Genomic DNA, 26,386 nt, shown 5'->3' with positions numbered 1-26,386 from the left:
AATGATTCATTGCGGCTTGTTTTATTTAATAAAATTATGGTATGTCTATTTTTTTACAAATCGTTTAAAAACTGTAGTTTCTTCATTCTCAATTTCTATAAGATACATTCCGTTAGGTAAATTGGATACATTAACCTTATTTTCTAATAGTTTATCATTCATAACTGTTTGTCCGATATAATTTACAATTCTAAATGAAGCATTCTTGTTGTTAATTCCTTTTACAAAAAGAAAACCACTATCAACAGGATTTGGATGCAACATTATCTTATTAGATATATCGCTTTGAACACCATCTGTTCCTTTAAAGACAACACCACCAATATTTACGGTATAATCTTCAACTTCGCCATAAGTAAATGTTTCACATGGTCCTGGTGCACCATTATATTTCATAGATACCCTCATTCTTGTTTCCCCTTCTAATGCTGTTGTTGGGATAGAGAAATTATAAGATTGATTAGCACTGCTCGACGTTGAGGCCGATACTACTTGCTCTGAAGTTTCAAATGTTCCGTTTTTATCGAAATCGATCCAAACACCCCAAAACTCTGTATATGAAGAGTTTGCAAAACCTACACTTAATACTATAGTATTGGCACCATAATCTACTGTCGGTTTATCTAAGTTGGTATAATCACTGTATCCAGATGTAGCAGAAGACGGGTTACTAAATCCTCCTATACCGACAAAATCAATATATTCGAAATTAATATTGTTTCCTTGAGAACTACAGTAAGTTATATCTCCTTCTAGGGTTGTTCCTGTTACCGAATTACTAGCTGATGAGAAATTCCCAGCGGCATCTTTTGCTCTTACAGTAAATGTATATGACGTACTCGGAGTTAAACCAGATACTACACTAATCAAACCATCTACCGTAGAATCAATCAATGTTGTTCCCTGGTACACGTCATAACCAGTAACGCCCACGTTATCGGTTGATGAATCCCAGGACAACGTAATACTTGTACCTGTTATATTAGAAGTGACAAGATTAGTTGGTGCCGTTGGCGGTTCTGTATCTCCTCCTACAGAAGGTGAAATTTTGATATTGTCTATTGCCATATCACTTCTCCAGCCACTACCCGTAGTACCTTTAAATTGTAATTTAACTACTGAACCTGAGTAACTAGAAAGGTTTACAGAAGCTTGATTCCATGTATTACCAAGGTTTCCACTCTCTGACCAGATAGAGGAATATGTTGATCCATCGTTTGTACTAATCAGAACCTCCATTGAACCCATCGTAGCGCCATACATATGATACCCAAACTCTAAGGAAACACCAGAAAGAGCCGATAAGTCAATACAAGGGCTATTAAGCAGCGCTGTTTTATTAGGACTCCCTGGTGGATTTGCACTGGTAGAAGCTTCTGTATACAGGTAAAAAGAGCCACTTTGCCCAGAAGAAGGACCTGTAGTATTCGATGGTGTCCCACCAGAATCGCGTGTCCAGTTTATATCATCTCCCGTGGCATTTGTCCAGGCTCCCAAACCAGATTCAAAACTTTCCGTATACGGAAAACTATTAATCCCTGCACACAATGGAACTTCGGTTGTTGTAAAGTTTATCGATGCACTATAGGGTGAACTTGATCCTCCTGCACAATTACCTCTAACTTGTGCTTCATAGCTCGTAGTAGCAGCTAAACCAGTAATATTGATTGTATTGGTATTTGAAGAAATAGTTGTCCAGCTTGTATTTCCTAGTACTCTGTAGCGCACATCATAGGTAGCTCCAGCGGTTGCTTGCCAATTTAATGTAGCAGTTACCGCCTGAATATTTGAAGCCGATAACCCCGTTGGGGCAACTCCACCAATTGGTGTTAATTGTACATCTTGAACCACCGCAGCATAATCTGCTATTGTAACTCCGGTTAGCGTTAATGTCTCATAACATTCTGCTTCATATAAAATATTATATGTTCCCGCTTTTACCGGTCGATAATAATCTCCTTCGGGTAGCTCTGTAGGAACCCATGATTCATAACTTTCTTTACCAATAATAGTAACTTTAGCTTCTATAGGTTGATTAGTTACAGCATCGGTAACTACACCTCTAACTCCATAATTTACCTGATTTAAAAAAGCAATAAGTGCATCACGATTATAGTTCCAATAGTTCACTAGTTGATTAGCGGGTGGCGTTTTTGCATTAGAGAGCTCTACAGTTACTTCTCTTCCTTTATGGTTATAAATCTGGTAGTCTTGTCTTCCTCCTTGTACTTCGTACCATGCATATCCATTAGTAATACCATTATTCAAAGCATCAAAATACCCATTTGGACTATTGGCCTGACAAAGATCTCTATATTCTTCAGAAACATGTATAAAATAATCTTCATCGGGGTGTGCTCCAGCATAGGTGTCCCATGGGTAATTAATCAATTCAATCCCTCCGTGGAAATTTGCAGAGAGTACAAAATGTTTTGATTCTGCAAAAGCCATAAAAGCCAATGTTTCTGTTTGGTATGCATTTCCATCGGGATTTGCCCCATCATCTGGATCAGGGTAGTTTCTGTTTAAATCTACATTATTTGCATTACCCCGGGTAGCATTAGCAACAGAAGTATTATTAGCACTATTTCTAAAAGTACCATCTGGATTTGCAAGAGGGTTGATCCACACCTCATTGTTATCTAACAAGTTTTTTATTTCTGCGTGTTTTGGGTGACTCGCATCATTATATGCTCCTAATAAATAATCAATTAAATTAAGCATCATTGGATATCCTGCAATCTCATCTCCATGCATCGATGAAGTATACATTACCCTTGGTTCTTGCTCATTACTATTTACATTATCAGATAATTTTACAAATAACAATGATTTGTCCCCTTCTGTGGTAGCGCCAATATTTTCTATTTTACATAAAGTAGGGTTATTGGTAGCAAACTCATTCATCATAGTTACATAATCCGCATAGGTTGGATATGCTGCTAATGGAAAAGTGGCCGCAGTTTTATCGGATATGTCAGAGGTCATAGTCCTATTTCCGACAATATTGTCTTCTGCAGATATCTTAAAAGGAATATTTTTCTGTAAAAAAGAAGAAAACTGATTTTTAGTAGCCATCACCTTTACCGTTTTGGTAATTTCATCATAATGTACAATTGATAATTCTTTGGTAATGGTACTAAGCTCTGATGTATTTTGGATAACAAAGCTAAAAATGGCTTCCCCTTTTACATTTAGGTATTCATTTGCAAGTTCTTTATTGCTTTTTTGTGCAAAAAGAATGCTGCTAATGGTACAAAATACCAAAAGCACTAGTAAAGACTGTTTTTTCATGGTTGTAAGAGTAGTTTAAATTGAGTTAATGATTTGTTTATGTGTAATACTATGTCTAAAGATACTATAAATTCTATGAGAATTCAATAAAGATGTTTTTCGCTTTTTAGGAGCCAAAAGACTGTTTCATAGAGAGACAGCATAAAAAAAACCTTCAAATAAAAATTTGAAGGTTGTTATATACTCTATGGTATGGTTAGTCATATTTACCATAATTTAGGTATACACTACTAATAAAAAACCCAAGAAGAGGCAATAGATAATTATTAGAGCCCCTGCTATAAGTATTCGGTCTTTTGAGATTTTTTTTTGTTTAAGCATCTATGTTGATTTGTGTGTATGTAATTCGTTATAGCATTAATTCATTTCAAAAAACAGTTCATTATTAATTCCATTTTCATCTTTATAATAAAGCATCATTTTTTTATCATTAATTTCTGTTATACTCCAAGTGGTGTTCAGTTTATTTAATGGTGCTTCAGCACCAAAATCCAATGTAATATTTACCACTCCAAATGCACTTGTAGACACAGACCATGTTCCATTAATAGTTATGGTAACATTGCCTTGGGGGGTCCCATCAACATTATCCTCTATAGTAACCGTTGATGTCTTATCTGAGTAGAAATTAAAGGTGTGGTTCTCATAATCATCAGTCACTTCATTCTCGGTATATAAAAACTCCTGTATTACAAAGCTTCCGCTGGTAAGAACTTCTATAAAACGTTCTGCTGTATAATCATTTTCTTGACAGTCATCTATCGCGCTTTCAATGGCCTCTTCGAGTTCATCTAAATCATTGATAACCATCTCGGAAGTATCATGAAGTATAACCGATACAGGAAAATTAATATTGACAACATCATCATTATCTAAATCTTCAATGAAGTCAAAAAATTCTTTATCTGAAGTGAATGTTATATTCTCGAAAATTTCAGTTTCTGGATTAAAAACCGACACTGTAATGGGGTAAACAAAATCTATACATTCTATATCTTCATCTTCACCTTCATTCTCCTCACAACTTTCGACTAACTCTTTCCATTGGTCATCATCCTCTATAAAAATTTCAGAAAAATCACTTAAAACGATTGTTATGGGGAAAATAAAATCAATTTCATCCTTGTCATCTTCAAATTCATTGAACATTTGTTCAACAATTTGAAAATCTTGCTCTGTGTTGATATTAGTTTCTACATCATTAACATCAATACTAAGAGGAAGGGCTATAGTAAAACAACTAGAACCATCAAGAATGTTATCACGAGAACCATCATTCATCGTGGTTTTACGTATAAGTTCTGCAGCCTTAGAATTCGATTTGAGTTCTTTATTTTCTGAAACTTCAATAAAATCTTCTTTATCACTTCTACACGAAACAAAAAGAAGTACTAGTAAAGGTACTAGAAAAAAAAGCCCGTTTTTGATCTGTGTGCTCATCATCAAAAAATGTTCTGGGTTGGTTTATACTATTAAAACAACTGAACACGAAAAAACCCTTTTCAAAACTTTTATAAATTCTAATTTTATGTAAGAAACCAAAATATCACCTAATGTGGCTTCCTGCATTAACGTCAATGGTAGCTCCGGTGGCATGATCCATAAGCCCACTACACATAAGAGCAATTAAAGGTGCTAAATCCTTTGGTTGGGTGAGTTCATTAAGTGCTATTTCTTCCAGAACCTTTTCTTCTCCATGGGTTTTTATAAAATTTTCTGCCATTTGGGTGCGGGTAAACCCCGGGGAAACAATAAATGATTTTATATTTTGCTTGCCAAAAGATCGTGCAACACTTCTGGCTAGTGATACCATACCACCTTTTGAAGCTGCATAGGCAAGATATTCTTCGGTTTCACCTCTAAAAACAGCTCTACTCCCAATAAAAATAAATCTCCCTTCTTTATTATCAATAAAATGATCAATCCCTAATTTGGTTAATAATCCTACAGCATTTAAATTAATATCCATAGTTTTTTTCCAAACAGAAAACCAATCTTCGGTATTTTGTTTTACAGAATGTGGTAAGAATACACCTGCATTGAGTAGCATAACATCTAATTTACCAAAAGAGACTATAACATTTTCGACAAGTGAATACACTTCTGCTTCTTCAGATAAATCGGCTTTAAAAGCTTTTGAACCAGTTTCCTTATATAAAGCAACTAACTCATCGGCTGATGTTTTATTGGTACCATAATGCACCGCTACTCTAGCTCCCATTTTCATTAAGAAACTAGCTACTTCCTTTCCCATACCATTAGAGGCACCTGTAACTAAGATAGTTTTCCCTTTTAGATCAATATGTATCATTACCTTTTATACTTTAATTCATATAAAAATAAGGTAATAATCTAGTATTCTGCTACTTCTTTATCAACCAATCCATTTTACCGATTGTCTTGATAAAAGTTTCCATCTCAGGTTGTGTCCCAATACTTATTCGAGACCATTCTGGATATTTAGCCCCACCACCAGGAACTGGTGAAATTCCGACAGTTTTTAACGCTTTACGATATCGATCAACATCTTTGACTTTCAACAACATAAAATTAGTTGTACTTGGTAAATATTCTATACCAAAACTCTGTAATGACTGTTCAACATAGGATCTTACCTCTATATTTTTATTTCGATAATCTGCCGTATATGCATTATCTTCTAAGGCTGTAATTGCCGCTGCGACACCCAAATTACAGATCAATCCCCCAAAACTATAATGTTCGCTATTAATGCGCTCTATAACCTTTGGTAATCCGATGGCATAGCCCACCCTTAAACCTGCGAGCCCGTAGGCTTTAGAAAATGTTCGAATAATCAACACATTGTGCTTTTCTATCAAAAGCTTACCAATATCTAGCCTATCTTTGGGGCTTACCAGATCTATATAGGCTTCATCAATAGCTATAGTGCAACTAGATGAAGCTATTTCTTTACAAAAGTTTTCTAGTTCTGAGGCAGACAATATTTTACCCGTAGGATTGTTGGGGTTACATATATACACTAATTGTGTATCCTTTGTTATTGCCTTTTTGGTGGCTACCAAATCGATATCCATGGATTCGTTTAACGGAATTTGCTTACACTGATGATCAAACACTTTATCAGCAAATCTCCCTGTAACATTAAACGTATACCCTGGTACTATGATGCTATTTTCTTGCTTGCCAAAAGCACGGGTTAGCATACATAAAATCTCAAAAGAACCATGGCCTAAAATCACCTGGTTCTTTTCAACTCCATGCTTTTTGGCTATACTTTCTTTAAGTGTATCTGTAGAGTATTTATGATACGAAGCATATCTATTGGTTCTAGAAAGTTGATTAGAAATGACATCTAACACTTTTTTTGATGGACCATAAGGGTTCTCGTTTGAGAATAGTCGTATTTTTCCTTCTTCCGTTGATGTACTCGATTCTAATTCTGAGAACAAAGTGTTACTATATAGTGTCGGTCCTATAATACTTGCCGCAGCAAGGGTTCCTCCTAGCTGTAAAAATTTTCTTCTGTGTACCTCTTGATTCTTCATTATTGTAAAGTTTTACACAAATTTGAAGGTAGTTTCTACCATTTCCTAACAGGATCATGATTCTGGCAGACAAAAAGATGAATTCGTTATTTGATAGCCGATTGCCGATATTGTATAGCGGTCGTATGCGTTATTTTTTTAAAAGCAGCATTAAAAGAAGAGATACTATTAAAACCACTTTCGTAAGCTATTGCAGAGATTTTATAATTTTTATATTCAGGAAGCAACAATAATCTTTTGGCTTCTGTGATACGATAACTCGCAATATACTGGGAGTAATTTTCATTCTTAGTTTGATTGATCACCTGAGATAGTTGTTTCGAGGTAATCCCAAGTTTAGCACTTAATTTTACGAGTGTTAGATCAGGGTCTAGAAACAACCTTTCATGATCCATTAAACTATTAAGTTGATTCAAATATGCTAAAGATTTTTCATTGTTCAATGGTGATTTCATATATTTTTCGGTCCTGATTTTGAAAATCCAAGGATTATTGAGTGCCCAAACAGACAAGAATATAATCACTACAGAAAATAGAAATGCTGTACTTAAATAAGGAACTATACGCAGAAATACACCAATCTGCATTAGAGACATAGCGATGGTAAGAAATGTAAAATATAATAACCAGTTATTAATCTTACGTGATTTATTTCCAAATTGAATATCACTTTTGTTGGATAACCAATATAAAGTAAAAATGCCGTACAAGAGTATATGGGCCAATAATCCCATAAAAATTACCCTTGATAACTGGCTATAATCATTCGGAATCAACCAACAAAAAAGTACGAACAAAAATACAGGAATGTAATGCATTAATACTCTACCTCTTCGAATTTCGATATTGGGTTTACATAAATGGGTAACATAAAACCATAGCGAAGGCCCAATAGCGAGTAACATACCCAAAAATACATTTCTGATTATTGGATGAATTGGGAAGTAATTATAGAATAAAGATTTTCCAATCCTAAGGCTAAAAGCAAATAGATATATAGCCAAAAACATATTGGCTTTTACACGCTGTTCTTTTGTTACTATTAGGATAGAAGCAAAAAATAGCGCCATAATAAAACCAATACTCCCCAATAGTAATTCGATATGTTTAAAAACTTCGGGATCAAGATTCATAAAACAAAGGAAGCAAAATTTGACGATTTTATGAATTGAATATGAAGTACTTCATTAGAATCAATATCCATTACAAATAATTTACAAACTAAAAATAGCCCAAATTATTATCAATTTAGAACCTAACCCATATTAGTTGACTGACGAAAGATAATCGTCTTTTACAAAAAAAAGTCTATTCGTTATTTAATGTTTATGACAATCAATTCGCAAAAAAATCACGAGAAATTAACATTGCCCTACCTAATAAATCGATCAAAATACCGTATATTTAAACATAGATCCCTTCTTGCCAGTAAGTTACATTTCATGGCAAAACATACACATTTCATTACTTAACAAACTTAAATTCTTAATTACTATGAGTATCGCTCAACCCACCCCGAAAGGCAAGGAAAAAAGACCTAGCTTTAAAGACCAATATGACAACTACATTGGTGGTAAATGGACCAAACCCGTAAAAGGGCAGTATTTTGATAATATCTCACCGGTTGACGGAACCAGTTTTACCAAAATTGCTCGTTCTACAGCTGAAGATGTTGAACTTGCCATAGATGCAGCATGGGCAGCCGCACCAGAATGGAATAACTCATCGGCTACTTTTCGTAGTAACTGTCTCTTAAAAATTGCAAATGTAATCGAAGAAAACCTTGAGGCGTTAGCCCGTGCCGAGACCTGGGATAACGGAAAAGCTATTCGCGAAACTCTCGCAGCCGATCTTCCGCTAGCTATTGATCACTTTAGATATTTTGCAGGCGTAATTCGTGCCGAAGAAGGATCTGTAAGCGAAATAGACTCAGAAACTGTATCCTTAAATTTACAGGAACCTTTAGGGGTCGTAGGTCAGATCATTCCATGGAACTTTCCTATACTCATGGCAACCTGGAAAGTCGCTCCTGCTCTAGCTGCCGGAAATTGTGTAGTTCTTAAACCGGCAGAACAAACTCCCGTCGGTATTATGATTTTGATGGAACTTATTGAAGGTATTCTTCCTGATGGTGTGCTTAATGTAATAAACGGTTTTGGAACCGAAGCCGGTAAGCCTTTAGCTTCAAGCCCCAGAATCAATAAAGTTGCATTTACTGGAGAAACAACTACCGGACAGCTTATTATGCAATACGCATCAAAGAATATTACTCCTGTTACTCTTGAGTTAGGAGGGAAATCTCCAAACATCTTCTTCGAGAGTATTATGGAAGCCGATGATGAATTCTTTGATAAAGCCATAGAAGGTGCCGTTATGTTTGCACTAAATCAAGGAGAAGTATGTACTTGTCCCTCGAGAATTTTAATACAAGAAAGTATTTATGATGAGTTTATCCAACGTGTTATAGAGCGTACCGAAGCCATCAAACTGGGACATCCTTTAGATCCAGAAACGATGATGGGAGCTCAAGCATCTAACGATCAATTCGAAAAAGTATTAAACTACATAAATATTGGAAAAGACGAAGGATGCGAAGTATTAACCGGAGGTGAAGAAGCCTATGTTGAAGGCTTAGAAAATGGATATTATGTAAAACCAACCTTATTAAAGGGTAACAATAAGATGCGTGTTTTCCAAGAAGAAATCTTTGGTCCTGTAGCTTGTGTAACCACTTTTAAAGATGAAGCAGAGGCTATTGAAATTGCCAATGATACTTTGTATGGGCTTGGTGCTGGTGTATGGACTCGTGATACACATCAGGCATATCAAATCTCTAGGGCTGTACAAGCAGGGCGCGTTTGGGTAAATTGCTACCATAATTATCCTGCGCATGCGCCTTTTGGAGGATATAAAAAATCTGGAATCGGTAGAGAAAATCATAAAATGATGCTTAATCATTATCGACAAACCAAGAATATGCTTATCTCATACGATAAAAAGCCAATGGGATTCTTTTAATGTGTAATCATGATAGAACGGGTTAAAATAACAGATTCGGCTATAGCCGTTATCGATACCCTTACAAAAGAACACGGGGAGTTGATGTTTCATCAAAGCGGTGGTTGCTGCGATGGCTCCTCCCCGATGTGCTTTGAAAAAGGAGAGCTAATGATTAATGAAACCGATGTATGGTTAGGAAAAATCCATGGATGTAATTTCTATATGTCAGCCGACCAATTTGAATATTGGAAACATACACAATTAACTGTAGATGTGGTAAAAGGCCGTGGAGCTAGTTTTTCTCTTGAAATTCCATTAGGCGTGCGATTTATTATCGAATCGCGTATGTATACAGAGAATGAAGTAAACGAATTAAGCCCTGTCTATGTGGGTGAACATGTCTAAATTATAGAACTACGTCGGAATTAAATCACAATACCAGAAAGAAGTATCCCAATTTATTTTGTTATCTTCATCTTTGGTAAAACAATTATCATTTTCATCCTTCGATGGTTCATAACTACGAAGTACCTTCTCGCCTATTTCAAATTTAATTGGGTGTTTAAATATGGGGCCATCAAAAACAAAGGTATGAAACTCACCATTCTCACCGCAAGGGTCTACATCCGATGGTAAATCATATAGAAACTCTTTATCTATTAGCCTACCACAAAAAGTTTCATCCAGATATTTAGCATTTACGCATACTGTTATTGCTTTAAATCCTAGTTCGATAAATTCTAGTAATAAATCTTTGGTATTTTTCTTCCATAGCGGAAAAACACACTCAATTCCCACAGATGTTAACTGATTCTCTCGATACGTTCGTAAATCTTCTAAAAAAATATCTCCAAAAACGCAATGTGTGTATCCATTCTCCATCAATTTTAAGACTTTGTTCTTCATCACTTCATTATATGAAGACATCGAAACCTGTGCAGGTAGCTTAACTTTTTCTAGAGGTATATCTAAACTTTTGGCCTGTAAATCTAACAATTCCTCTCGTAAACCATGCATAGATACACGCTCATAGTCTTGATTTACAGTGGTCAATAATTTTGATACCTGAAATTCTTTTTGTTGTAGCACATAATATAATGCAAGAGAAGAATCCTTACCGCTACTCCAATTAAAATAAGTAGTATACATCGTATTATAAAAAGCTTTGTATTGCCAAGATATAACTTTGTAATCCAAAACCAAGAATAACCCCCTTGGCATTAGGCGAAATATAGGATTGATGCCTAAATTCTTCTCTACCAAAAGTATTAGAAATATGAACTTCTATCACTGGTTTGGATATGGCTTTTATAGCATCACCTATGCCAATAGAAGTATGTGTATAGGCTCCGGCATTAAGAATAATACCATCAAAAGAATCATTTGCTTTTTGAATTTTAGTAATAAGTTCTCCTTCTATATTAGATTGAAAATAGGATAATTCGAGGTTGGGAAACTTAGATTGTAATTGAGTAAAAAACTCATCAAATGTTTGATTTCCATATATCCCAGGTTCTCTTTTACCAAGAAGATTTAGGTTTGGCCCATTTATGATGATTAACTTCATGTGTTATTGTTCTGTTTGTCGTCTTCGGTTATTCTTGGTTTTAAATAGGTACCCCACAGATAACTGAGCAATCGAATTATTACTTGAAATATCGGTTACATTGGTATTTATGATATTGCTTACTCCTAAAGTATAATGTAATTGGAAAAACAAACCACTTTCTGCTTTATATCCTGCTCCAAAAACCCATCCAAAATCAAAGTCATTAAAGGTATCAAAAAACTCATCGGGCGTGTCATCCCTACCATCTGATGCATTTGCCAGTGTAGCAAATCGTGGTCCTGTTTCTAAACTAAAACGAGGAGTAAAATAGTATTTAGCAATAATAGGAAGCGCTAAATAATTTAAACTGATTTCGTTTTCTACTCCTGCCTCATCAAATTTATATCCTTGTGCAGAATACAATATTTCTGCCTGAACATAAAAACGTTGGGATACAGGATACTCTACCACAGCACCCAGATGCATTCGTATTCTTGCATCTGTATTTTCGAGATCACCCGTAACATTAGCGTAGTTAGCCCCGAATTTAAAACCCGCACGAGTATATAAGGGGTCATCATCCTGTGCCCGTGCAATATTTGTACATACTAAAAGTAAAATTACGACAATAAATATATTCTTGTTCATATCTAGATTATATACGGCTATTCAAAAGTAACTTTATTTTTTAAAAAATAGTATAAATAAAAAAGCATCCTGGCTTTCAGGATGCTTTTAAAGTACATTTACGATATATATCTTAGAACTTGTATCCTACTGATAATTGAATTACAGCGTTTTGATTTTTACTATTGTCAAAACCAGATCCATCATTTATATTAGAAAGACCAAGATTATATCTTGCATCAAAGAAAAGTCCCATGTCTAACTGATACCCAGCACCAAAGTTTAATCCAAAATCGATACCTTTTATAAACTCATCAATATCGATTTCTGTTGTCAAACCTGCCGTATCCGATTCAGCTTTGGCAGAAACTAAAAACCCAACCTGTGGACCTGCTTGTAAACTAAATCCTTGAGCAACATAATACTTTGCCATTAATGGTACGTTTATGTAATCAAGTTTTGTTGTACTTTCAATAGTTACTACTCCTAAAACATCAATAAAAGTTATTGTATTGAATCCGAATCCTTGAGAAGAGTATACTAACTCTGGTTGAAAAGCAAACTTTTCTGCTATAGGAATTTCTACAACAGCACCTACATGAAAGCTTGTTCTACCGTCTACACCATTAGTGCCATCTCCAGCAATATTGGCAAAGTTCACACCTGCTTTGGCACCAAATCTAATTTTTTCTTCTTGTGCAGTTACTAAACTACTAAAAGAAGCTAATACTGCGAATACTAAAAGTTTTTTCATTGTTTTTTGATTTAATAAATTTCGGGTGCAAAACTAGAATTTTTATGCATATAATTGACGTTTCTAATAATTTTAAAGCATTTTAAATTATAAACTACTGAAAAACAATACTTAACTTTTCTTTTTTTTATAAATTAAAATTTTAGCTCTCCGATTTTACAATGGTCTTTCTTTTTATATCTTAGTCATAATGAAATGGAATCACGCTATTAAGGACTATGCACACTATTTAAGAATTGAAAGAGGGCTTTCTGAAAATTCTATAGTAAATTATATTTTCGACATTGAACGACTGCTTAAGTTTCTTGAAACTAAAGAGGTACAATCTGATCCTATTTCTATTGAAACAGATATATTACAACAGTTTATATTTGAAACTGCAAAACTGGTGAACCCCAGATCACAATCAAGAATCATTTCTGGTCTAAAAAGTTTCTTCAATTACCTCGTTTTCGAAGATTACAGAGATACCAACCCTATGGATTTAATAGAATCTCCTAAAATTGGTAGAAAACTCCCAGATACATTATCAGTTGAAGAAATAGATCTTATTATTGGTGAAATTGACTTAGGAAAACCCGAGGGAGAACGCAATCGTGCTATTATAGAAACTTTATATGGCTGTGGATTACGAGTTACCGAACTGATTGAACTAAAACTATCTAGCCTTTTTTTTGAAGAAGGATTTATTAGCGTTACCGGAAAAGGAAATAAGCAACGGTTTGTTCCCATTGCAGAAAACACTCAAAAATTCATTAACCTTTATAAAAATGAAATACGAAATCATATTGCTATTCAAAAAGGATTTGAGGATACTTTGTTTTTAAACCGAAGAGGAAAACAATTAACCAGGGCGATGATTTTTACCATCATAAAACGATTGGTAGAAAAGGCCGGTATACATAAACAAGTAAGTCCGCATACCTTTAGACACTCTTTTGCTACCCATTTGCTAGAAAACGGTGCCGATTTAAGAGCCATACAGCTTATGTTAGGTCATGAAAGCATAACAACTACAGAGATTTATATGCATATCGATCGAAGCCATTTAAGTGAGGTTATTCATAATTTTCACCCAAGAAAGTAAGTATGAATAAGAGCATTGTCAGGTTACTAATTTTCTATATTATTTTCCTGTGCTGTTCTACACTATATGCTCAAAAACTACAAGCAGACGGAGGTGTTCTTCTTAACGCAGAAATTACTCTTGGAAACCAAAACCAGTGGCTAAAACTAGGTGTTTTTGGGTTTGGTACGCTTAATTATGGAGATATATCAATAGAAAGTGGATTATCATTCGCTTCGTATCAATTCTTAAAACGGCATACTGTAAATATGAATGGATTTGCATATTCATATGAGTTTTTTGCATTGGGAGGAATAGGAAAAAACAGTAATCTATTGGGTTCTTCGGTGTCAAATATGAATACATCAATTCTATTTAATCCCTACGGAAAAGGTGGGTTTAATGGCCTTGGATTGGGGTTTGGTAAAGATTTTTTACCTAAAGAACTTACAACTTATGGTATTAAACGTGGAGCATTATTATTACGATTTAGCAATGCAAATCATAACCTCCACCTCTCATTTCTTAATGATTTTAAAATAGGTTGGTTTAATGGCTCAAGAACCGATTATGGAGTAACAGGTTCTTTAGATATTGGATTTTCTAAAATCGAAAACTTAGATACCATATATCAACTTGGATTAGGAATAGATCTTTTTACTCCGAGACCAGATTATAGTCGATCTCCCAGAAATCCCATTAACTCTGATGACAACAGGAAAAATGTATGGTACACTTTGCCTCCGTTTAAAAGCTTATTTTATGGAAACATCTATACATACGGAACGTATCAAAAAGATCTATTTACACTACATACAAAACTAGGTATGAATAGTAAAAAAGCCGGTGCGTATATACAAAACACATTACATGATGGTATTGGTTTAAACCCTCGTTTTCCGTGGCGGGTTGACCAAAAAGACAAGATATACATAGAAATTTCGGGAAATGTTTTCTTAAAAGAAATTACCAATGACTAGAAAGCTCTCCATATATATAGCCCTTATATCATTGGTTATCTTTACCAGATGTAGCACATACACCAATTTTTATAGCCACACCTTCACCTCTATTCCTGATACAAACAATGCTGAGATCTATCGATTAGATGTAAGCCACCAAAACCTAGATTCTTTACCACGAAATATCTCGAAAGTAAAGAACCTAAAAATGCTAAATATAAGTGGTAATCCTAATTTAGACTTAACAAGAGTGTTTCAAAAAATAGAATTCCCGAAAAATTTAGAAATATTAATTCTTGACAGTTTAGCGATATCTAATATACCCGAATCTATAAAAGAATTTTCGAATCTTAAACATTTATCAATAGCCTATAATCCTGAGCTAGATCTTAAACAAGTTGTTGAAATCATTCCAAAAGACCAACTAGAGTTTTTAAACCTTAAGGGAAATGGCATAAAAAAGTTACCCGAAAATATTACGAAGTTAAAAGCCATAAAAGACATAAACTTATCACACAACAGGTTAACAGATATAGATAGTTATGTGCTTTTAGGGCAATTACCCAAGTTGTATTCATTATGGATCGATAATAATAATTTAGAAGAATTACCAGAGACTATTGGAAATCTCAGACAAGTACGATTTTTATATTTAGATCATAATAAATTGAAAGAACTACCAAGTTCTATGTCTGCCATGAATACAGTTTGGGTAATTCATGCAGGATATAATCAGTTTCAGGAACTACCAAAGGTTTTTACAACAATGCGGTCTCTATTTATGGTTCATATTAACAACAGTTATATTCAATCTATTCCCAATGTTTATGAAACAGATAAATATCCATTAGCAGGTTTAATTTTGGATAATAATCCAATTTCAGAAAGAGAGCGTGTTAAAGCCGAAAAAATATTCAAAGGATTTTTTCTGCTCTCCTTTAAGCAAGAATAAAAATTAATTGAAAATATCTCAACCTAGTTAGCTTTCAGATTTTTCTTTACTCCCAGCTGGTGCTTTAAACAATTCTAAATAAGCCGCGCCTATGTGTGATATTATATCTGACGCTATTAATCCTTCAAAACCGATCTGCAATGCTGCTATATCCCCAGAACTTCCATGCAAATACACTCCAAAAACAGTAGCTTGCAGAGGATCATATCCTTGTGAAAGTAACCCAGTTATTATTCCGGTCAATACATCTCCGCTTCCTGCAGTTGCCATCCCTGGATTCCCTGTATTGTTTATATACATTTGATCACCATATACGATAATAGAATTAGCTCCTTTGATTACAATAATGCAACGATGTTGTTTTGAAAATGATTTTGTTTTTTCAATTTTCTCAAAATCATCGTTCCACCCTCCAATTAATCTTTCTAACTCTTTTGGGTGCGGAGTTATAATTGTATTTTCCTTAAGGTGATCAAGTAATTCTGGATGTTTCGATACTATATTAATCCCATCTGCATCGATGACAAGTTGTGACGTGTTCTCTTTTAAGAACTCTCTAAAAGCTTTTATTGTTTTTTCGTTTGTTCCTAGTCCAATTCCTATTCCTACTGCCGAGGGTTCAAAATCAAGCTTAATTTCAGCAAGTTCATCATCATCATCTGTAATGACCATAGCTTCGGGCACCGCAGTTTGTAGTACTTCATATCCACATTCTGGCACATAAGCAGTAACCAGACCAGCTCCTGTTCGTAGTGCTGATTTTGTGGCTAAAACTACGCTTCCGATTTTGCCATAGCTCCCACCCACTATTACACAATGTCCATAGGTACCTTTATGGCTATATTTATATCGTGAACGATATAAAGGCAATATTTCATTTTTGCTAATTAACTCTGCAATTCCTGATTGTTGTTGCAAATAATTACGATCTAGCCCTATATCAATCACTTCTAGATCTTGAGTATATATTCCTGTTTGTGGTAAAAAGAAGATTAATTTTGGTACCTGAAATGTAACTGTAACACTTGCAAAAATTACTCCTTTAGGATCTTCGGGTGCTTTGTCGGCATATAACCCCGAGGGAATATCAACAGATAACGTAAAACTCCTAGAATTATTAATATGCTTAATTAAAGAAATTACCCAAGGTAACAGAGGTCTATTAAGACCTATCCCAAAAATCGCATCAATTACCATATCATTAGACTGAATAGCCGGAAAATCTTCTTCAGATTTTAGCTGAATCGGCCATTCTTTAGCAATTTCTTTAAGACGGTCATAATTTGCCAAAAATTCTTCTGAGCGGTTATCACTAAAATTAACAATATAGCTCTTTACATTATATCCATGTTTTATCAATAATCGTGAAATCACCAAACCATCACCTCCGTTATTACCGATCCCGCAAAAAACATGAATAAATATAGGTGCTCCCTGTAATTTTTCATGAATAAAATTAAATGTTTTTGTGGCAGCATGTTCCATTAATTCTAATGAAGTGATTTTTTGGGACTGCATGGTGGCTTCATCTGCCATTCGCATTTGTTGCGCAGAAAATATTTTCATTTATTTCTTTTGATTTTATGATTGCATTGTAGCACAATGAATTAAATAATAATAGTACTTTTATACTAGTGATTTCATTTACTTTTTTAGGAATTCTATAATGAAATAAGTCCTAAATTACTGAATTAACAAAAGTTTAGGGATAGTATTAATTTAATTTTCTTTAAAAGTAAAAAATTATACATTTGAATTAAAATATAAGGCAAACTAATGTTTAGTACCGTTTATATCTCAACTTTTTTGATCATGCTAGGAACGATTATCGTATCTGAGATAACTTCTATTATGGGTACTACAATTATTATTACCCCTAGGGGTTAATTTATTTCATATCATCGCCAAAAAAAGTAGGTAGTTTATAAAAACAACGACCGAAAACAAGCCTCAACATTAATTTCAATTTAAAAAAAGTATTATGAACGTTCTAAAATTTGGAGGTTCTTCTGTTGCTAATTCAGCGACTATAGAAAGTGTAATAGAAATTATAAATAAACAATCAAAAAAGCAACCTATATCAGTAGTAGTTTCCGCCATGGGCGGAATAACAGACCTTTTAATAAAAGCCGGGAAAGAAGCCTCTGAAAACAGTGAAAATTATAAAGACACACTTTTAGAAATCGAAAAAAGACATCTAGATGCGGTAAAAAAACTTATTCCGGTGGTCTCACAAAGTGCAATCATTAGTAAAGTAAAAGCAGAATTAAATACCTTAGAATCTCTATGTGTAGGTGTGTTTCTGCTAAGTGAACTATCTCCAAAAACCGAAGCTGTAATAACTAGTTTTGGGGAGATGCTATCATCCTATATTATTGCAGAAGCTGCTAAAGTAAAAGGATTAGATATTGTTCTGAAGGACTCTAGAGATTTAATTGTTAAGACCGTAAATTCTAAAACAGCAATTAATTATAAAGAAACAAATCATAGGATTAAAGAGTTTTCTGATAAGAACACACATAAGATCAGTCTTTTTCCCGGATTTGTTGCAAGAACACAGGACGGAGAACCAACTACATTAGGAAGAGGCGGTTCAGATTTTACCGCAGCCATTCTTGCCGCGGCTCTTGATGCCAAAGAATTACAAATATGGACAGATGTTAGTGGAATGTACACCGCTAATCCTAAATTAGTAAAACAAGCAAAGCCTGTTCGCCATATTTCATATTTAGAAGCTATGGAGCTCTCACATTTTGGGGCCAAAGTCATCTATCCGCCTACAATACAGCCTGTGCTCGAAAAAGATATTCCGATTGTAATTAAAAACACCTTCGAACCCCAAGATAAAGGTACACTGATCACAAGAAAAGTAGATAATCTCAAGAACCCTGTTACGGGTATTACTCATATAGATAGTGTAGCAATCTTATCGCTTGAAGGTAGTGGAATGATTGGTATTCCTGGGTTTTCGAAACGTTTATTCGAAGCTCTTTTTTTAGAAAACATTAATGTAATTCTAATTACTCAGGCATCTTCAGAACATTCTATATGTCTGGCAGTGGATGCTTCTGAAGCCACAAAAGCAAAAACAATTCTAGATGCTACTTTCGAGTTTGAAATTTCTAAACACAAAGTGAATGCCGTGAAAATTGAAAATGATGTCGCTATTGTTGCTCTGGTAGGAGATAATATGTACCATCATCAAGGACTAAGTGGTAAAATGTTTAGTACTTTGGGTAAAAACAATGTCAATATTAGGGCTATTGCTCAAGGTGCATCAGAGAAAAACATTTCTGTTGTCATAGAGAAAAAAGATATTAAAAAAGCACTTAATACATTACATGAACGATTCTTTGAAGTAAAAACAAAACAATTAAACCTATTCGTTACCGGGGTCGGAAATGTAGGAAGTAAATTAATTGAACAGTTAGAGCAACAAAACAAATATTTGAAAGACAAATTGCGCTTAAAAATTCGGGTCGTGGGTTTATCAAACTCCAGGAAAATGGTTTTTAATGAAAATGGAATTGACCTTACTGCCTGGGAAGAACAACTAGCAAAAGGTGAAAAGGCCAATGCTCTTGAGTTTTTTAATACTGCAAAAGAAATGAACCTTCGTAATTCTATTTTTGTAGATAATACGGCTAATCCCGATATCGCAAAAATATACAAGCATTACTTAGCCGAGAGTATGGCAGTGGTTACCTGTAACAAAATTGCTTGTGCAGATGAGTATACCAATTATGAAGAATTGCAAGATTTGTCTCGAAAATTTAATGCTTCATTTTTATATGAAACTAATGTTGGTGCTGGACTACCAATCATTGATACACTAAATAACCTTATTGCATCTGGGGATAATATCCATAAAATACAAGCGGTACTATCGGGAAGCTTAAATTTTGTGTTCAACAATTATAGTGAAGGAGTAACATTTCACGATATTGTAAAACAAGCACAAGAAGAAGGATACACAGAACCTGATCCGAAAATAGATTTGAGCGGCGTTGATGTAGCTCGTAAGATCCTTATTCTTGCTCGCGAAAGTGGTAAGGTTATGGAGCTTGAAAATATCGAAAAGGAAGCTTTTTTACCACAAGAAAGTTTAGACACCGCCAATAATGAAGACTTCTTTGAATCATTAAAAGAGAATGAAAACCATTTCAAAACTATTCTTGATGAAGCGAATAAAAAGGATTGTCGTTTAAAATATGTAGCACAATATGAAGATGAAAAAGCAAAAGTAGGTCTACAAAATATCCCCGCAGATCACCCTTTTTATAATCTCGAGGGAAGTGACAATATTGTACTTTTTTATACAGATAGATATCCAAAGCAACCTTTAATTGTTAAAGGAGCCGGAGCTGGAGCTGATGTAACTGCCTCTGGAATTTTTGCAGATATCATAAGAATTGGTAAAAAGTAAATCAAAATGAAAAGTATCAAAATATTTGCTCCGGCCACTGTAGCCAATCTTTCTTGTGGATTTGATGTCTTAGGATGTTGCCTTGATAATGTAGGAGATGAAATGGTTATTACTCTGGTATCAGAACCTGGGGTAAAAATCACAAAAATTGACGGAGCAGATCTTCCAAAGGAAACTCATAAAAATGTTGCTGGTGTTGCAGTAGAAGCATTACTCGAAATTTATGGTAAAAATGTGGGAGTTCATATAGAAATCTATAAGAAAATTAAAGCCGGTAGCGGAATCGGTAGTAGTGCCGCTAGCAGTGCAGGTGCAGTTTGGGCGGTTAACCATCTTTTAGATCAACCATTTACAGCCAATGAATTAGTAAAATTTGCAATGGAAGGAGAAAAATTGGCCAGCGGTAATGCCCATGCCGATAATGTGGCCCCTGCCCTTTTAGGTGGTTTTACTTTGGTGCGTAGCTATAATCCATTAGATGTTATAAAGTTGCATACTCCAAAAGATTTAACCATGACCGTAATTCATCCACAAATCGAAGTAAAAACTTCTGATTCTCGATCTGTTATCAAACATGATGTTTCTCTAAAACAAGCCATTCAGCAATGGGGTAATGTGGGTGGATTGATTGCTGGATTGTTTACCGAAGATTACAGCCTTATCGGCCGTAGTCTCGAAGACGTAATCATAGAACCTCTAAGATCCATATTGATTCCAGAATTTAAAGCTGTAAAAGAAGCCGCCCTTTCAAAAGGCGCTTTGGGGTGTGGTATTTCGGGTTCTGGCCCTTCAATTTTTGCATTAAGTAAAGGAAAAGAAACAGCAAACCTTGTTGCCGAAGCCATACGAGAAGTATACAGTAAAACGGGACTAGACTTTGATATTCATGTCTCAAAAATAAATAGTCAAGGAGTCAAAATAATTACATAACTATGAAAGAAATCAAAAAAATATCAAGTGGAGCCCCATGGGAGGATATTGTAGGATATTCTAGAGCAATTAAAATTGGCGACACTATTGAGATATCGGGAACAACAGCTAAAGGAGCAGACGAATACGAGCAAACCGTTGCGATTATTAAAATTGCCGAAAAAGCATTAAAAGAACTTGGTGCAGATTTAAGTAATGTTGTAAGAACAAGAATGTACTGCACTAATATTTCAAATTGGGAAAAGATTGGCACTGCACACGGTGAGTTTTTCGGTAAAATAAAACCTGTAACAACGATGGTTGAAGTTTCAAAATTGATTTCACCAGAAATTTTAGTAGAAATAGAGTTCTCTGCAATTATCTAAATACTATAAAGAACAAAAAAATAATGCAATATTATAGCTTAAACGACAATACAATAAAAGCATCCTTTTCTGAAGCAGTGATCAAAGGAATAGCTCCGGATAGAGGATTATATTTTCCAGAAAACATAACTCCATTACCACAATCGTTCTTCGATACTATCGAGAATTTAGATACAATTGAGATTGCTTATCAAGCGATCCAACAATTTGTTGGAGACGAAATCCCTGAAACAGAATTAAGGGATATCCTCGCTGATGTTTTAAATTTTGAATTTCCGGTTGTAGAAATTGAAGATAATATCGCCACACTTGAATTGTTTCATGGTCCCACTATGGCATTTAAGGACGTCGGAGCACGTTTTATGGCACGTTGTCTTGGATATTTTAATAGAAATAACAACAATCAGGTAACTGTTTTAGTAGCAACATCTGGGGATACTGGCGGTGCAGTTGCCAATGGGTTCCTTGGAGTTAAAGGTGTGGATGTGGTTATTCTCTATCCTTCAGGAAAAGTAAGTGATATACAAGAAAGACAATTAACTACTCTAGGTCAAAATATTACTGCATTAAAAATTGATGGTGTGTTTGACGACTGCCAGGATATGGTTAAGACAGCATTCCTGGACAAAGGCATCACAGATCATAAGCAATTAACATCTGCCAATTCTATTAATGTTGCTAGATGGTTACCTCAACTGCTATACTTTTTATTTGCATATAAACAAGTAAAAAGCAAAGGAAAAGATATCGTTTTCTCTGTACCCAGTGGAAATTTTGGAAACATCTGTGCTGGTATAGTAGCGCATAAATTGGGATTACCAGTAAAACACTTTGTTGCTTCTACTAATATTAATGACACTGTAGTTCGATACCTAAAAACTTCTGACTATGATCCGCAGCCATCAAAAGCAACAATTTCTAATGCTATGGATGTAGGAAATCCAAGTAATTTTATAAGGATACAAAGGCTTTTTGACAATAATTTTGAAGAGCTAAAAGATAATTTTTCGGCCTATAGCTTTGATGATGGTCAAACTAAAGATGCTATGAAAAAAATATATGATCAAACAAAATATATTGCAGATCCTCATGGTGCTGTAGGATATTTAGGACTTAAAAAGCAAGAACTACAAGATAATGAATATGGTATTTTTTTAGAAACCGCTCATCCAGTAAAATTTATGGATATTGTTGAAGAAACCATAAAAACGAGTTTAGAAATTCCTCCTCAAATACAAAAAGTGATGAATAAGGAAAAGAAAAGCTTTTCAATAAAAAGCTATAAAGAATTAAAGGAGTTCTTATTACAAAAATAAGAACTCCTTTAATTGATTTTTTCTATCTAAAATACTATCTATTCTTTAGCCATAGCCTTCATTACACTGTATACAATGCTGGTAGTCGAGGCAAGATATTTAAAATTAACGGTAGTATACTTATCAGAACTTTGCTTAACAAACGGAGAGTTGTCGGCATTTTTTAGTTCAGCGGTAAGTGTTACTGTATCGTACCCGAAGTTTGAAAAGAACCTACTCTCTGGGGTCGCAACAGTTCTCTTATAAATTGGTACGGGTGACTCAATACGATACAAAGATTCTAAACTTAGATTGGATGCCAGCATTTCTATAGCTCTATCCTCATCATTGTCCCATCCCATATAATCCGATCTATGCATTGAATGAACATTATAACCCTCTGTTTGTAACATCTTGGTAAACATTCTGGTTCCTATCATATTACTTTTCCAATGGTCAAAAAAGACGATCATAAAATTTTTGTTTCGCTCTTCTAATTCGGCAAGCTTCTTTGCTACATAGTAAGCAATTGCTATACCCGTAGCATTATGTATTGCACCTGGACTATTTTCTACAGTATCGTAATGAGCACAAATAATCACATATTCATCACTACCATTAGTCGCAGGAATTGTTGCATAAATGTTAGCACCTTGAAACTGATCTCCTTTTTTGTTCTTTACGTTATAATCATTCTTTTCTGGCTTAAGACCAATTTCCTTTAGAGAATTTGATAAAAAATCTGCAGTAAGTTTCCTTTCAGAGGCACTTGACCTACTATTTAAGGTTTTCTTGCCCTTAATAGGTTCATGACCGGTTAACTTACCAACTACACCACGTTGTATGTTGATAATCTCGGCTTCCATTCTTTCTTCTTCAGTTTGAGCTGGGGCTACCTGAATACCGAAAACAAATACTAGTAAAAATATTCTATAATAATTCATTTTGTAGGTTTTGTATTCCATTTTAATTTAACACAAATTTAGGCAAATAATATAATAATCCAATTTATTACTTTTAAACCTAAAATAACACATCGAATATGAAATTTCCAAAAATCGTGCCCTTTTTTTTCATTTTACTGTTTTTTGCCCACTGTAAAAAGAATAATTCCTCAAAAAACCCACTAATAGCAAAAGAAAATTGGCGTTCAGAAACAATTGATTTTCCTTTAGATTTTGCACCTTCATTAGACTATTCTGGTATAGAATATATTCGTTTTGCTCCTGGATGGGGAAACGAAAATGCAACAGATTATTTTTCTTATGTTTTTTTATGGATCATAGATCAAGATCCTAAATTATCATCAAAAAAGATAGAATCTGAAATGGAAACCTATTTTGATGGCCTTATTGCGGCAGTATCAAAAGACGATTTGAGCACTGAAAAGAGAAAATTAAACGCTAAAGCTTTTTTCGAAAAAGTAAATGATTCGGTATATGCTGGAAAAATATTAACCTACGACCCATTTACAACAAAAAAAGAGCTCAATCTCAATATTATTATAACCCATACATTCTGTAAAGCAGAGAATAAATATCTTGTACTATTCAATCTATCTCCCCAAACACCTGAACATTCAATTTGGAAGAAAATGAAAAAAATAGGTATTGATTTAGATTGTGATTGATCAATTTCTTGTTAACGGGTAAAATTTATTTTAAGTTTTTTCTTGATTTTATCATAAAAAACGTAAATTTTTACATCCAAAAAAATCATCCGTAATGAATGTTTGCTTTTTAATGTATCCCTGGGAAGATATTAGTCCGGAAAATGACACTTCCTTAACCTTAATTCATGAATGTGCCAAACGTGGGCATGGAGTCGCTATTGCTACACCGTCTAATCTTACCATACGGGATAGTGTAACCTATTCATTTTGTAAAGTACTTAACCGAGCCGAAAAAATTTCTTCTTCTATGAAGTCTTTTCATGCCAAAACTACTTTTAGAGATGAAATGTTACCTCTAGCGGGGTTTGATGTGATTATTATGAGAAGTAATCCGCCTTTGGATATGATTATGCTTAATTTTTTGGATTCTGTAAAAGATGACGTTTTTATCATGAATGACATTGATGGGATACGAAGATCCAATAATAAACTATATACTGCAGCTTTTGATGATATCGAAACTCATTTTATACCAAAAACTCATGTCACCAAGAATAAAGATTATCTTATTAAGATGATTAAAGAGGCACCCAATGATAGGATGATATTAAAACCTCTTAATGGCTTTGGTGGTTCTGGAGTAATCTTAATAGAAAAAAGAGCAATGAGCAGTATTCGCTCTCTACTTGATTTTTATATTGACAATAAAGATGGGTCCACAAATTATGTTATACTACAGGATTATATTGAGGGAGCGGATCAAGGTGATGTTAGAATTTTGATTCTCAACGGAAAACCCATTGGTGCTATGCGCCGAATTCCGGGAGAAGATGACCATAGATCTAATGTTACTGCAGGGGGTTCTGTTGTAAAACATTCTTTAACCAAACAAGAAAAAGAATTATGCCGTAAGATAGGCCCAAAATTAGTAAAAGACGGTCTCTATTTTGTTGGTATTGACGTTATTAATGGGATGTTAGTAGAAGTAAATGTAATGAGCCCTGGTGGTATTACCTACATTAACAAAAAATACAAAGTGAAGTTACAGGAGAAGGTAATCGATTTTGTTGAAGATAAAGTCGTTCAACGCGTAAACAGATTTGATAGAAAAGCCCAACTGCGAAAAACAGTAGATGATGCATAAGCTTTCTATTAAAGAGATTATAGTAAAAATTAATGCCGAAGAACCTTTTCATGCTGTGGCAGAAGATTACTCTTTCACTTTAAAAATAGATTCGTATGCCCACTATATTTGTGGTGCCGTGCATGATGGACATCAATTTCGTAAAGAATTATGGGATAATTGTTTGCATACCGAATATGATCGTTGGTATGAAGAGGATCCCGCAACCCGACAAATGGTAGAGCATCATCCTATAGTTATTGCCGGTTGTGATTCTCGTTTTGAATATGATCTTAATAGAGCTCCTGATGTTGCGATTTATGAGGACGCCTGGGGTAAAGAACTTTGGAAAAAGTCACTGCCATCTGAAATTAAAGATCGCTCTTTAGAAAAACACCATAATTTTTATAAAGTTGTTTATGCACTGGTTTCTAAGATAGAATCTAAATACGGTGCGGCTATTGTTTATGATATGCACTCATATAATTGGAGGAGATGGGATCGCAAAGTACCTGTCATAAACCTGGGTACTACTAATATTGACAGTTCAAAATATTCTACGTTCGTAGACTCATGGTCTTCTACTCTATCACAAATACATCTACCACACGGCATCGAAACTACATCGGATATTAATAATACCTTTTATGGTAATGGGTATTTCTTGAAGTATATTACTCAAAATTTTAAGAATACTCTGGTTTTGGCAACAGAGTTTTCTAAGATCTACTGTAATGAGTTAGATTATATTATGTATCCCGAAGTAGTTAAAGCTATCGAAATTGGATTGCATACAAGGCTCCCACTACATGCACAATCCTTTTATAACCATTTTGTTGAATAAGAAAACAATACACATTTGGTAATTTCCGGTTTTTGCAGTTAGTTTGTGTTTTCCCAAATT

23 protein-coding genes are annotated in these 26,386 nt (G+C 34.4%); 12 read left to right on the top strand and 11 right to left on the bottom strand.

Annotated features, from left to right (window positions below; translation table 11 throughout):
• Positions 1 to 45 precede the first annotated feature (45 nt).
• From ABW637_RS15875 to ABW637_RS15855, 5 genes are all read right to left on the bottom strand, one after another.
• Positions 46 to 3,294: a M14 family zinc carboxypeptidase gene (locus tag ABW637_RS15875; RefSeq protein WP_367585703.1), complete on the bottom strand. Its 3,249-nt coding sequence runs from the start codon at positions 3,292 to 3,294 to the stop codon at positions 46 to 48.
• A 357-nt stretch (positions 3,295 to 3,651) separates the two neighbouring features.
• Positions 3,652 to 4,737: an Ig-like domain-containing protein gene (locus ABW637_RS15870; RefSeq protein WP_367585702.1), complete on the bottom strand. Its 1,086-nt coding sequence runs from the start codon at positions 4,735 to 4,737 to the stop codon at positions 3,652 to 3,654.
• A 103-nt stretch (positions 4,738 to 4,840) separates the two neighbouring features.
• Positions 4,841 to 5,605 (bottom strand): SDR family NAD(P)-dependent oxidoreductase, encoded by a 765-nt coding sequence (locus ABW637_RS15865; RefSeq protein ID WP_367585701.1) that lies wholly within the window; start codon positions 5,603 to 5,605, stop codon positions 4,841 to 4,843.
• A gap of 52 nt (positions 5,606 to 5,657) precedes the next feature.
• On the bottom strand, positions 5,658 to 6,821 hold the full coding sequence (locus ABW637_RS15860; protein WP_367585700.1) for a pyridoxal phosphate-dependent aminotransferase: 1,164 nt from the start codon (positions 6,819 to 6,821) through the stop codon (positions 5,658 to 5,660).
• Between the two features lie 86 nt (positions 6,822 to 6,907).
• A complete protein-coding gene (locus ABW637_RS15855) occupies positions 6,908 to 7,954 on the bottom strand; it encodes a helix-turn-helix domain-containing protein (protein ID WP_367585699.1) in 1,047 nt (348 codons plus the stop codon).
• Positions 7,955 to 8,315: 361 nt separating this feature from the next.
• Between ABW637_RS15855 and ABW637_RS15850 the strand changes: the two genes are divergently transcribed.
• Both ABW637_RS15850 and ABW637_RS15845 read left to right on the top strand, forming a co-directional pair.
• A complete protein-coding gene (locus ABW637_RS15850; RefSeq protein ID WP_367585698.1) occupies positions 8,316 to 9,839 on the top strand; it encodes an aldehyde dehydrogenase family protein in 1,524 nt (507 codons plus the stop codon).
• Between the two features lie 9 nt (positions 9,840 to 9,848).
• Positions 9,849 to 10,226, top strand: coding sequence for a DUF779 domain-containing protein (locus ABW637_RS15845; RefSeq protein ID WP_367585697.1), 378 nt, complete (start codon positions 9,849 to 9,851; stop codon positions 10,224 to 10,226).
• A gap of 9 nt (positions 10,227 to 10,235) precedes the next feature.
• Here ABW637_RS15845 and ABW637_RS15840 read toward each other — a convergent pair whose 3' ends face one another.
• The 4 genes from ABW637_RS15840 to ABW637_RS15825 all read right to left on the bottom strand — a co-directional run bounded on the left by ABW637_RS15840 (position 10,236) and on the right by ABW637_RS15825 (position 12,751).
• Positions 10,236 to 10,970, bottom strand: a complete 735-nt coding sequence (locus ABW637_RS15840; protein WP_367585696.1) for a Dph6-related ATP pyrophosphatase — start codon at positions 10,968 to 10,970, stop codon at positions 10,236 to 10,238.
• Between the two features lie 4 nt (positions 10,971 to 10,974).
• Positions 10,975 to 11,388, bottom strand: coding sequence for a type II 3-dehydroquinate dehydratase (aroQ, locus tag ABW637_RS15835; RefSeq protein WP_367585695.1), 414 nt, complete (start codon positions 11,386 to 11,388; stop codon positions 10,975 to 10,977).
• Positions 11,389 to 11,391: 3 nt separating this feature from the next.
• Positions 11,392 to 12,018, bottom strand: a complete 627-nt coding sequence (locus ABW637_RS15830) for a porin family protein (RefSeq protein WP_367585694.1) — start codon at positions 12,016 to 12,018, stop codon at positions 11,392 to 11,394.
• 112 nt (positions 12,019 to 12,130) lie between these two features.
• A complete protein-coding gene (locus tag ABW637_RS15825; protein WP_367585693.1) occupies positions 12,131 to 12,751 on the bottom strand; it encodes a porin family protein in 621 nt (206 codons plus the stop codon).
• A gap of 190 nt (positions 12,752 to 12,941) precedes the next feature.
• Here ABW637_RS15825 and ABW637_RS15820 point away from each other — a divergent pair, with 190 nt between their 5' ends.
• From ABW637_RS15820 to ABW637_RS15810, 3 genes are read left to right on the top strand one after another with little or no spacing between them, the layout of a single operon-like run.
• A complete protein-coding gene (locus tag ABW637_RS15820; RefSeq protein WP_367585692.1) occupies positions 12,942 to 13,838 on the top strand; it encodes a site-specific tyrosine recombinase in 897 nt (298 codons plus the stop codon).
• A 2-nt stretch (positions 13,839 to 13,840) separates the two neighbouring features.
• Entirely contained in the window at positions 13,841 to 14,797 is a 957-nt protein-coding gene (locus ABW637_RS15815) for a hypothetical protein (protein ID WP_367585691.1), read from the top strand.
• The gene (locus ABW637_RS15810) at positions 14,790 to 15,731 is read left to right on the top strand and encodes a leucine-rich repeat domain-containing protein (protein ID WP_367585690.1); all 942 of its coding nucleotides are present in this window, start codon (positions 14,790 to 14,792) and stop codon (positions 15,729 to 15,731) included. The genes ABW637_RS15815 and ABW637_RS15810 overlap by 8 nt, the downstream gene beginning before the upstream one ends.
• A gap of 27 nt (positions 15,732 to 15,758) precedes the next feature.
• Here the strand turns inward: ABW637_RS15810 and ABW637_RS15805 are convergent, their stop codons facing one another.
• The gene (locus tag ABW637_RS15805) at positions 15,759 to 17,297 is read right to left on the bottom strand and encodes an NAD(P)H-hydrate dehydratase (protein ID WP_367585689.1); all 1,539 of its coding nucleotides are present in this window, start codon (positions 17,295 to 17,297) and stop codon (positions 15,759 to 15,761) included.
• A 415-nt stretch (positions 17,298 to 17,712) separates the two neighbouring features.
• Between ABW637_RS15805 and thrA the strand changes: the two genes are divergently transcribed.
• Genes thrA through thrC form a run of 4 tightly spaced genes read left to right on the top strand, consistent with a single transcriptional unit; the run spans position 17,713 to position 22,768 of the window.
• Complete coding sequence (thrA, locus tag ABW637_RS15800; protein WP_367585688.1) at positions 17,713 to 20,157, top strand: bifunctional aspartate kinase/homoserine dehydrogenase I; 2,445 nt, start codon at positions 17,713 to 17,715, stop codon at positions 20,155 to 20,157.
• Between the two features lie 6 nt (positions 20,158 to 20,163).
• The gene (locus ABW637_RS15795) at positions 20,164 to 21,087 is read left to right on the top strand and encodes a homoserine kinase (RefSeq protein ID WP_367585687.1); all 924 of its coding nucleotides are present in this window, start codon (positions 20,164 to 20,166) and stop codon (positions 21,085 to 21,087) included.
• Positions 21,088 to 21,089: 2 nt separating this feature from the next.
• Complete coding sequence (locus tag ABW637_RS15790) at positions 21,090 to 21,452, top strand: RidA family protein (RefSeq protein ID WP_367585686.1); 363 nt, start codon at positions 21,090 to 21,092, stop codon at positions 21,450 to 21,452.
• A 23-nt stretch (positions 21,453 to 21,475) separates the two neighbouring features.
• Entirely contained in the window at positions 21,476 to 22,768 is a 1,293-nt protein-coding gene (gene thrC / locus ABW637_RS15785; RefSeq protein ID WP_367585685.1) for a threonine synthase, read from the top strand.
• A gap of 38 nt (positions 22,769 to 22,806) precedes the next feature.
• Here thrC and ABW637_RS15780 read toward each other — a convergent pair whose 3' ends face one another.
• Positions 22,807 to 23,691: a M28 family metallopeptidase gene (locus ABW637_RS15780; RefSeq protein WP_367585684.1), complete on the bottom strand. Its 885-nt coding sequence runs from the start codon at positions 23,689 to 23,691 to the stop codon at positions 22,807 to 22,809.
• Between the two features lie 98 nt (positions 23,692 to 23,789).
• On the opposite strand from ABW637_RS15780, the gene ABW637_RS15775 reads away from it, so the two are divergent.
• The 3 genes from ABW637_RS15775 to ABW637_RS15765 all read left to right on the top strand — a co-directional run bounded on the left by ABW637_RS15775 (position 23,790) and on the right by ABW637_RS15765 (position 26,326).
• A complete protein-coding gene (locus tag ABW637_RS15775) occupies positions 23,790 to 24,377 on the top strand; it encodes a hypothetical protein (protein WP_367585683.1) in 588 nt (195 codons plus the stop codon).
• Positions 24,378 to 24,471: 94 nt separating this feature from the next.
• Complete coding sequence (gene gshB / locus ABW637_RS15770) at positions 24,472 to 25,503, top strand: glutathione synthase (RefSeq protein WP_367585682.1); 1,032 nt, start codon at positions 24,472 to 24,474, stop codon at positions 25,501 to 25,503.
• Positions 25,496 to 26,326, top strand: a complete 831-nt coding sequence (locus ABW637_RS15765; RefSeq protein WP_367585900.1) for an N-formylglutamate amidohydrolase — start codon at positions 25,496 to 25,498, stop codon at positions 26,324 to 26,326. Before gshB ends, ABW637_RS15765 begins: the two co-directional genes overlap by 8 nt.
• Positions 26,327 to 26,386 lie beyond the last annotated feature (60 nt).

The organism is Aquimarina penaris (assembly GCF_040786285.1).
Lineage (GTDB): Bacteria > Bacteroidota > Bacteroidia > Flavobacteriales > Flavobacteriaceae > Aquimarina.
This window is presented reverse-complemented; position numbering and strand designations above follow the sequence as displayed.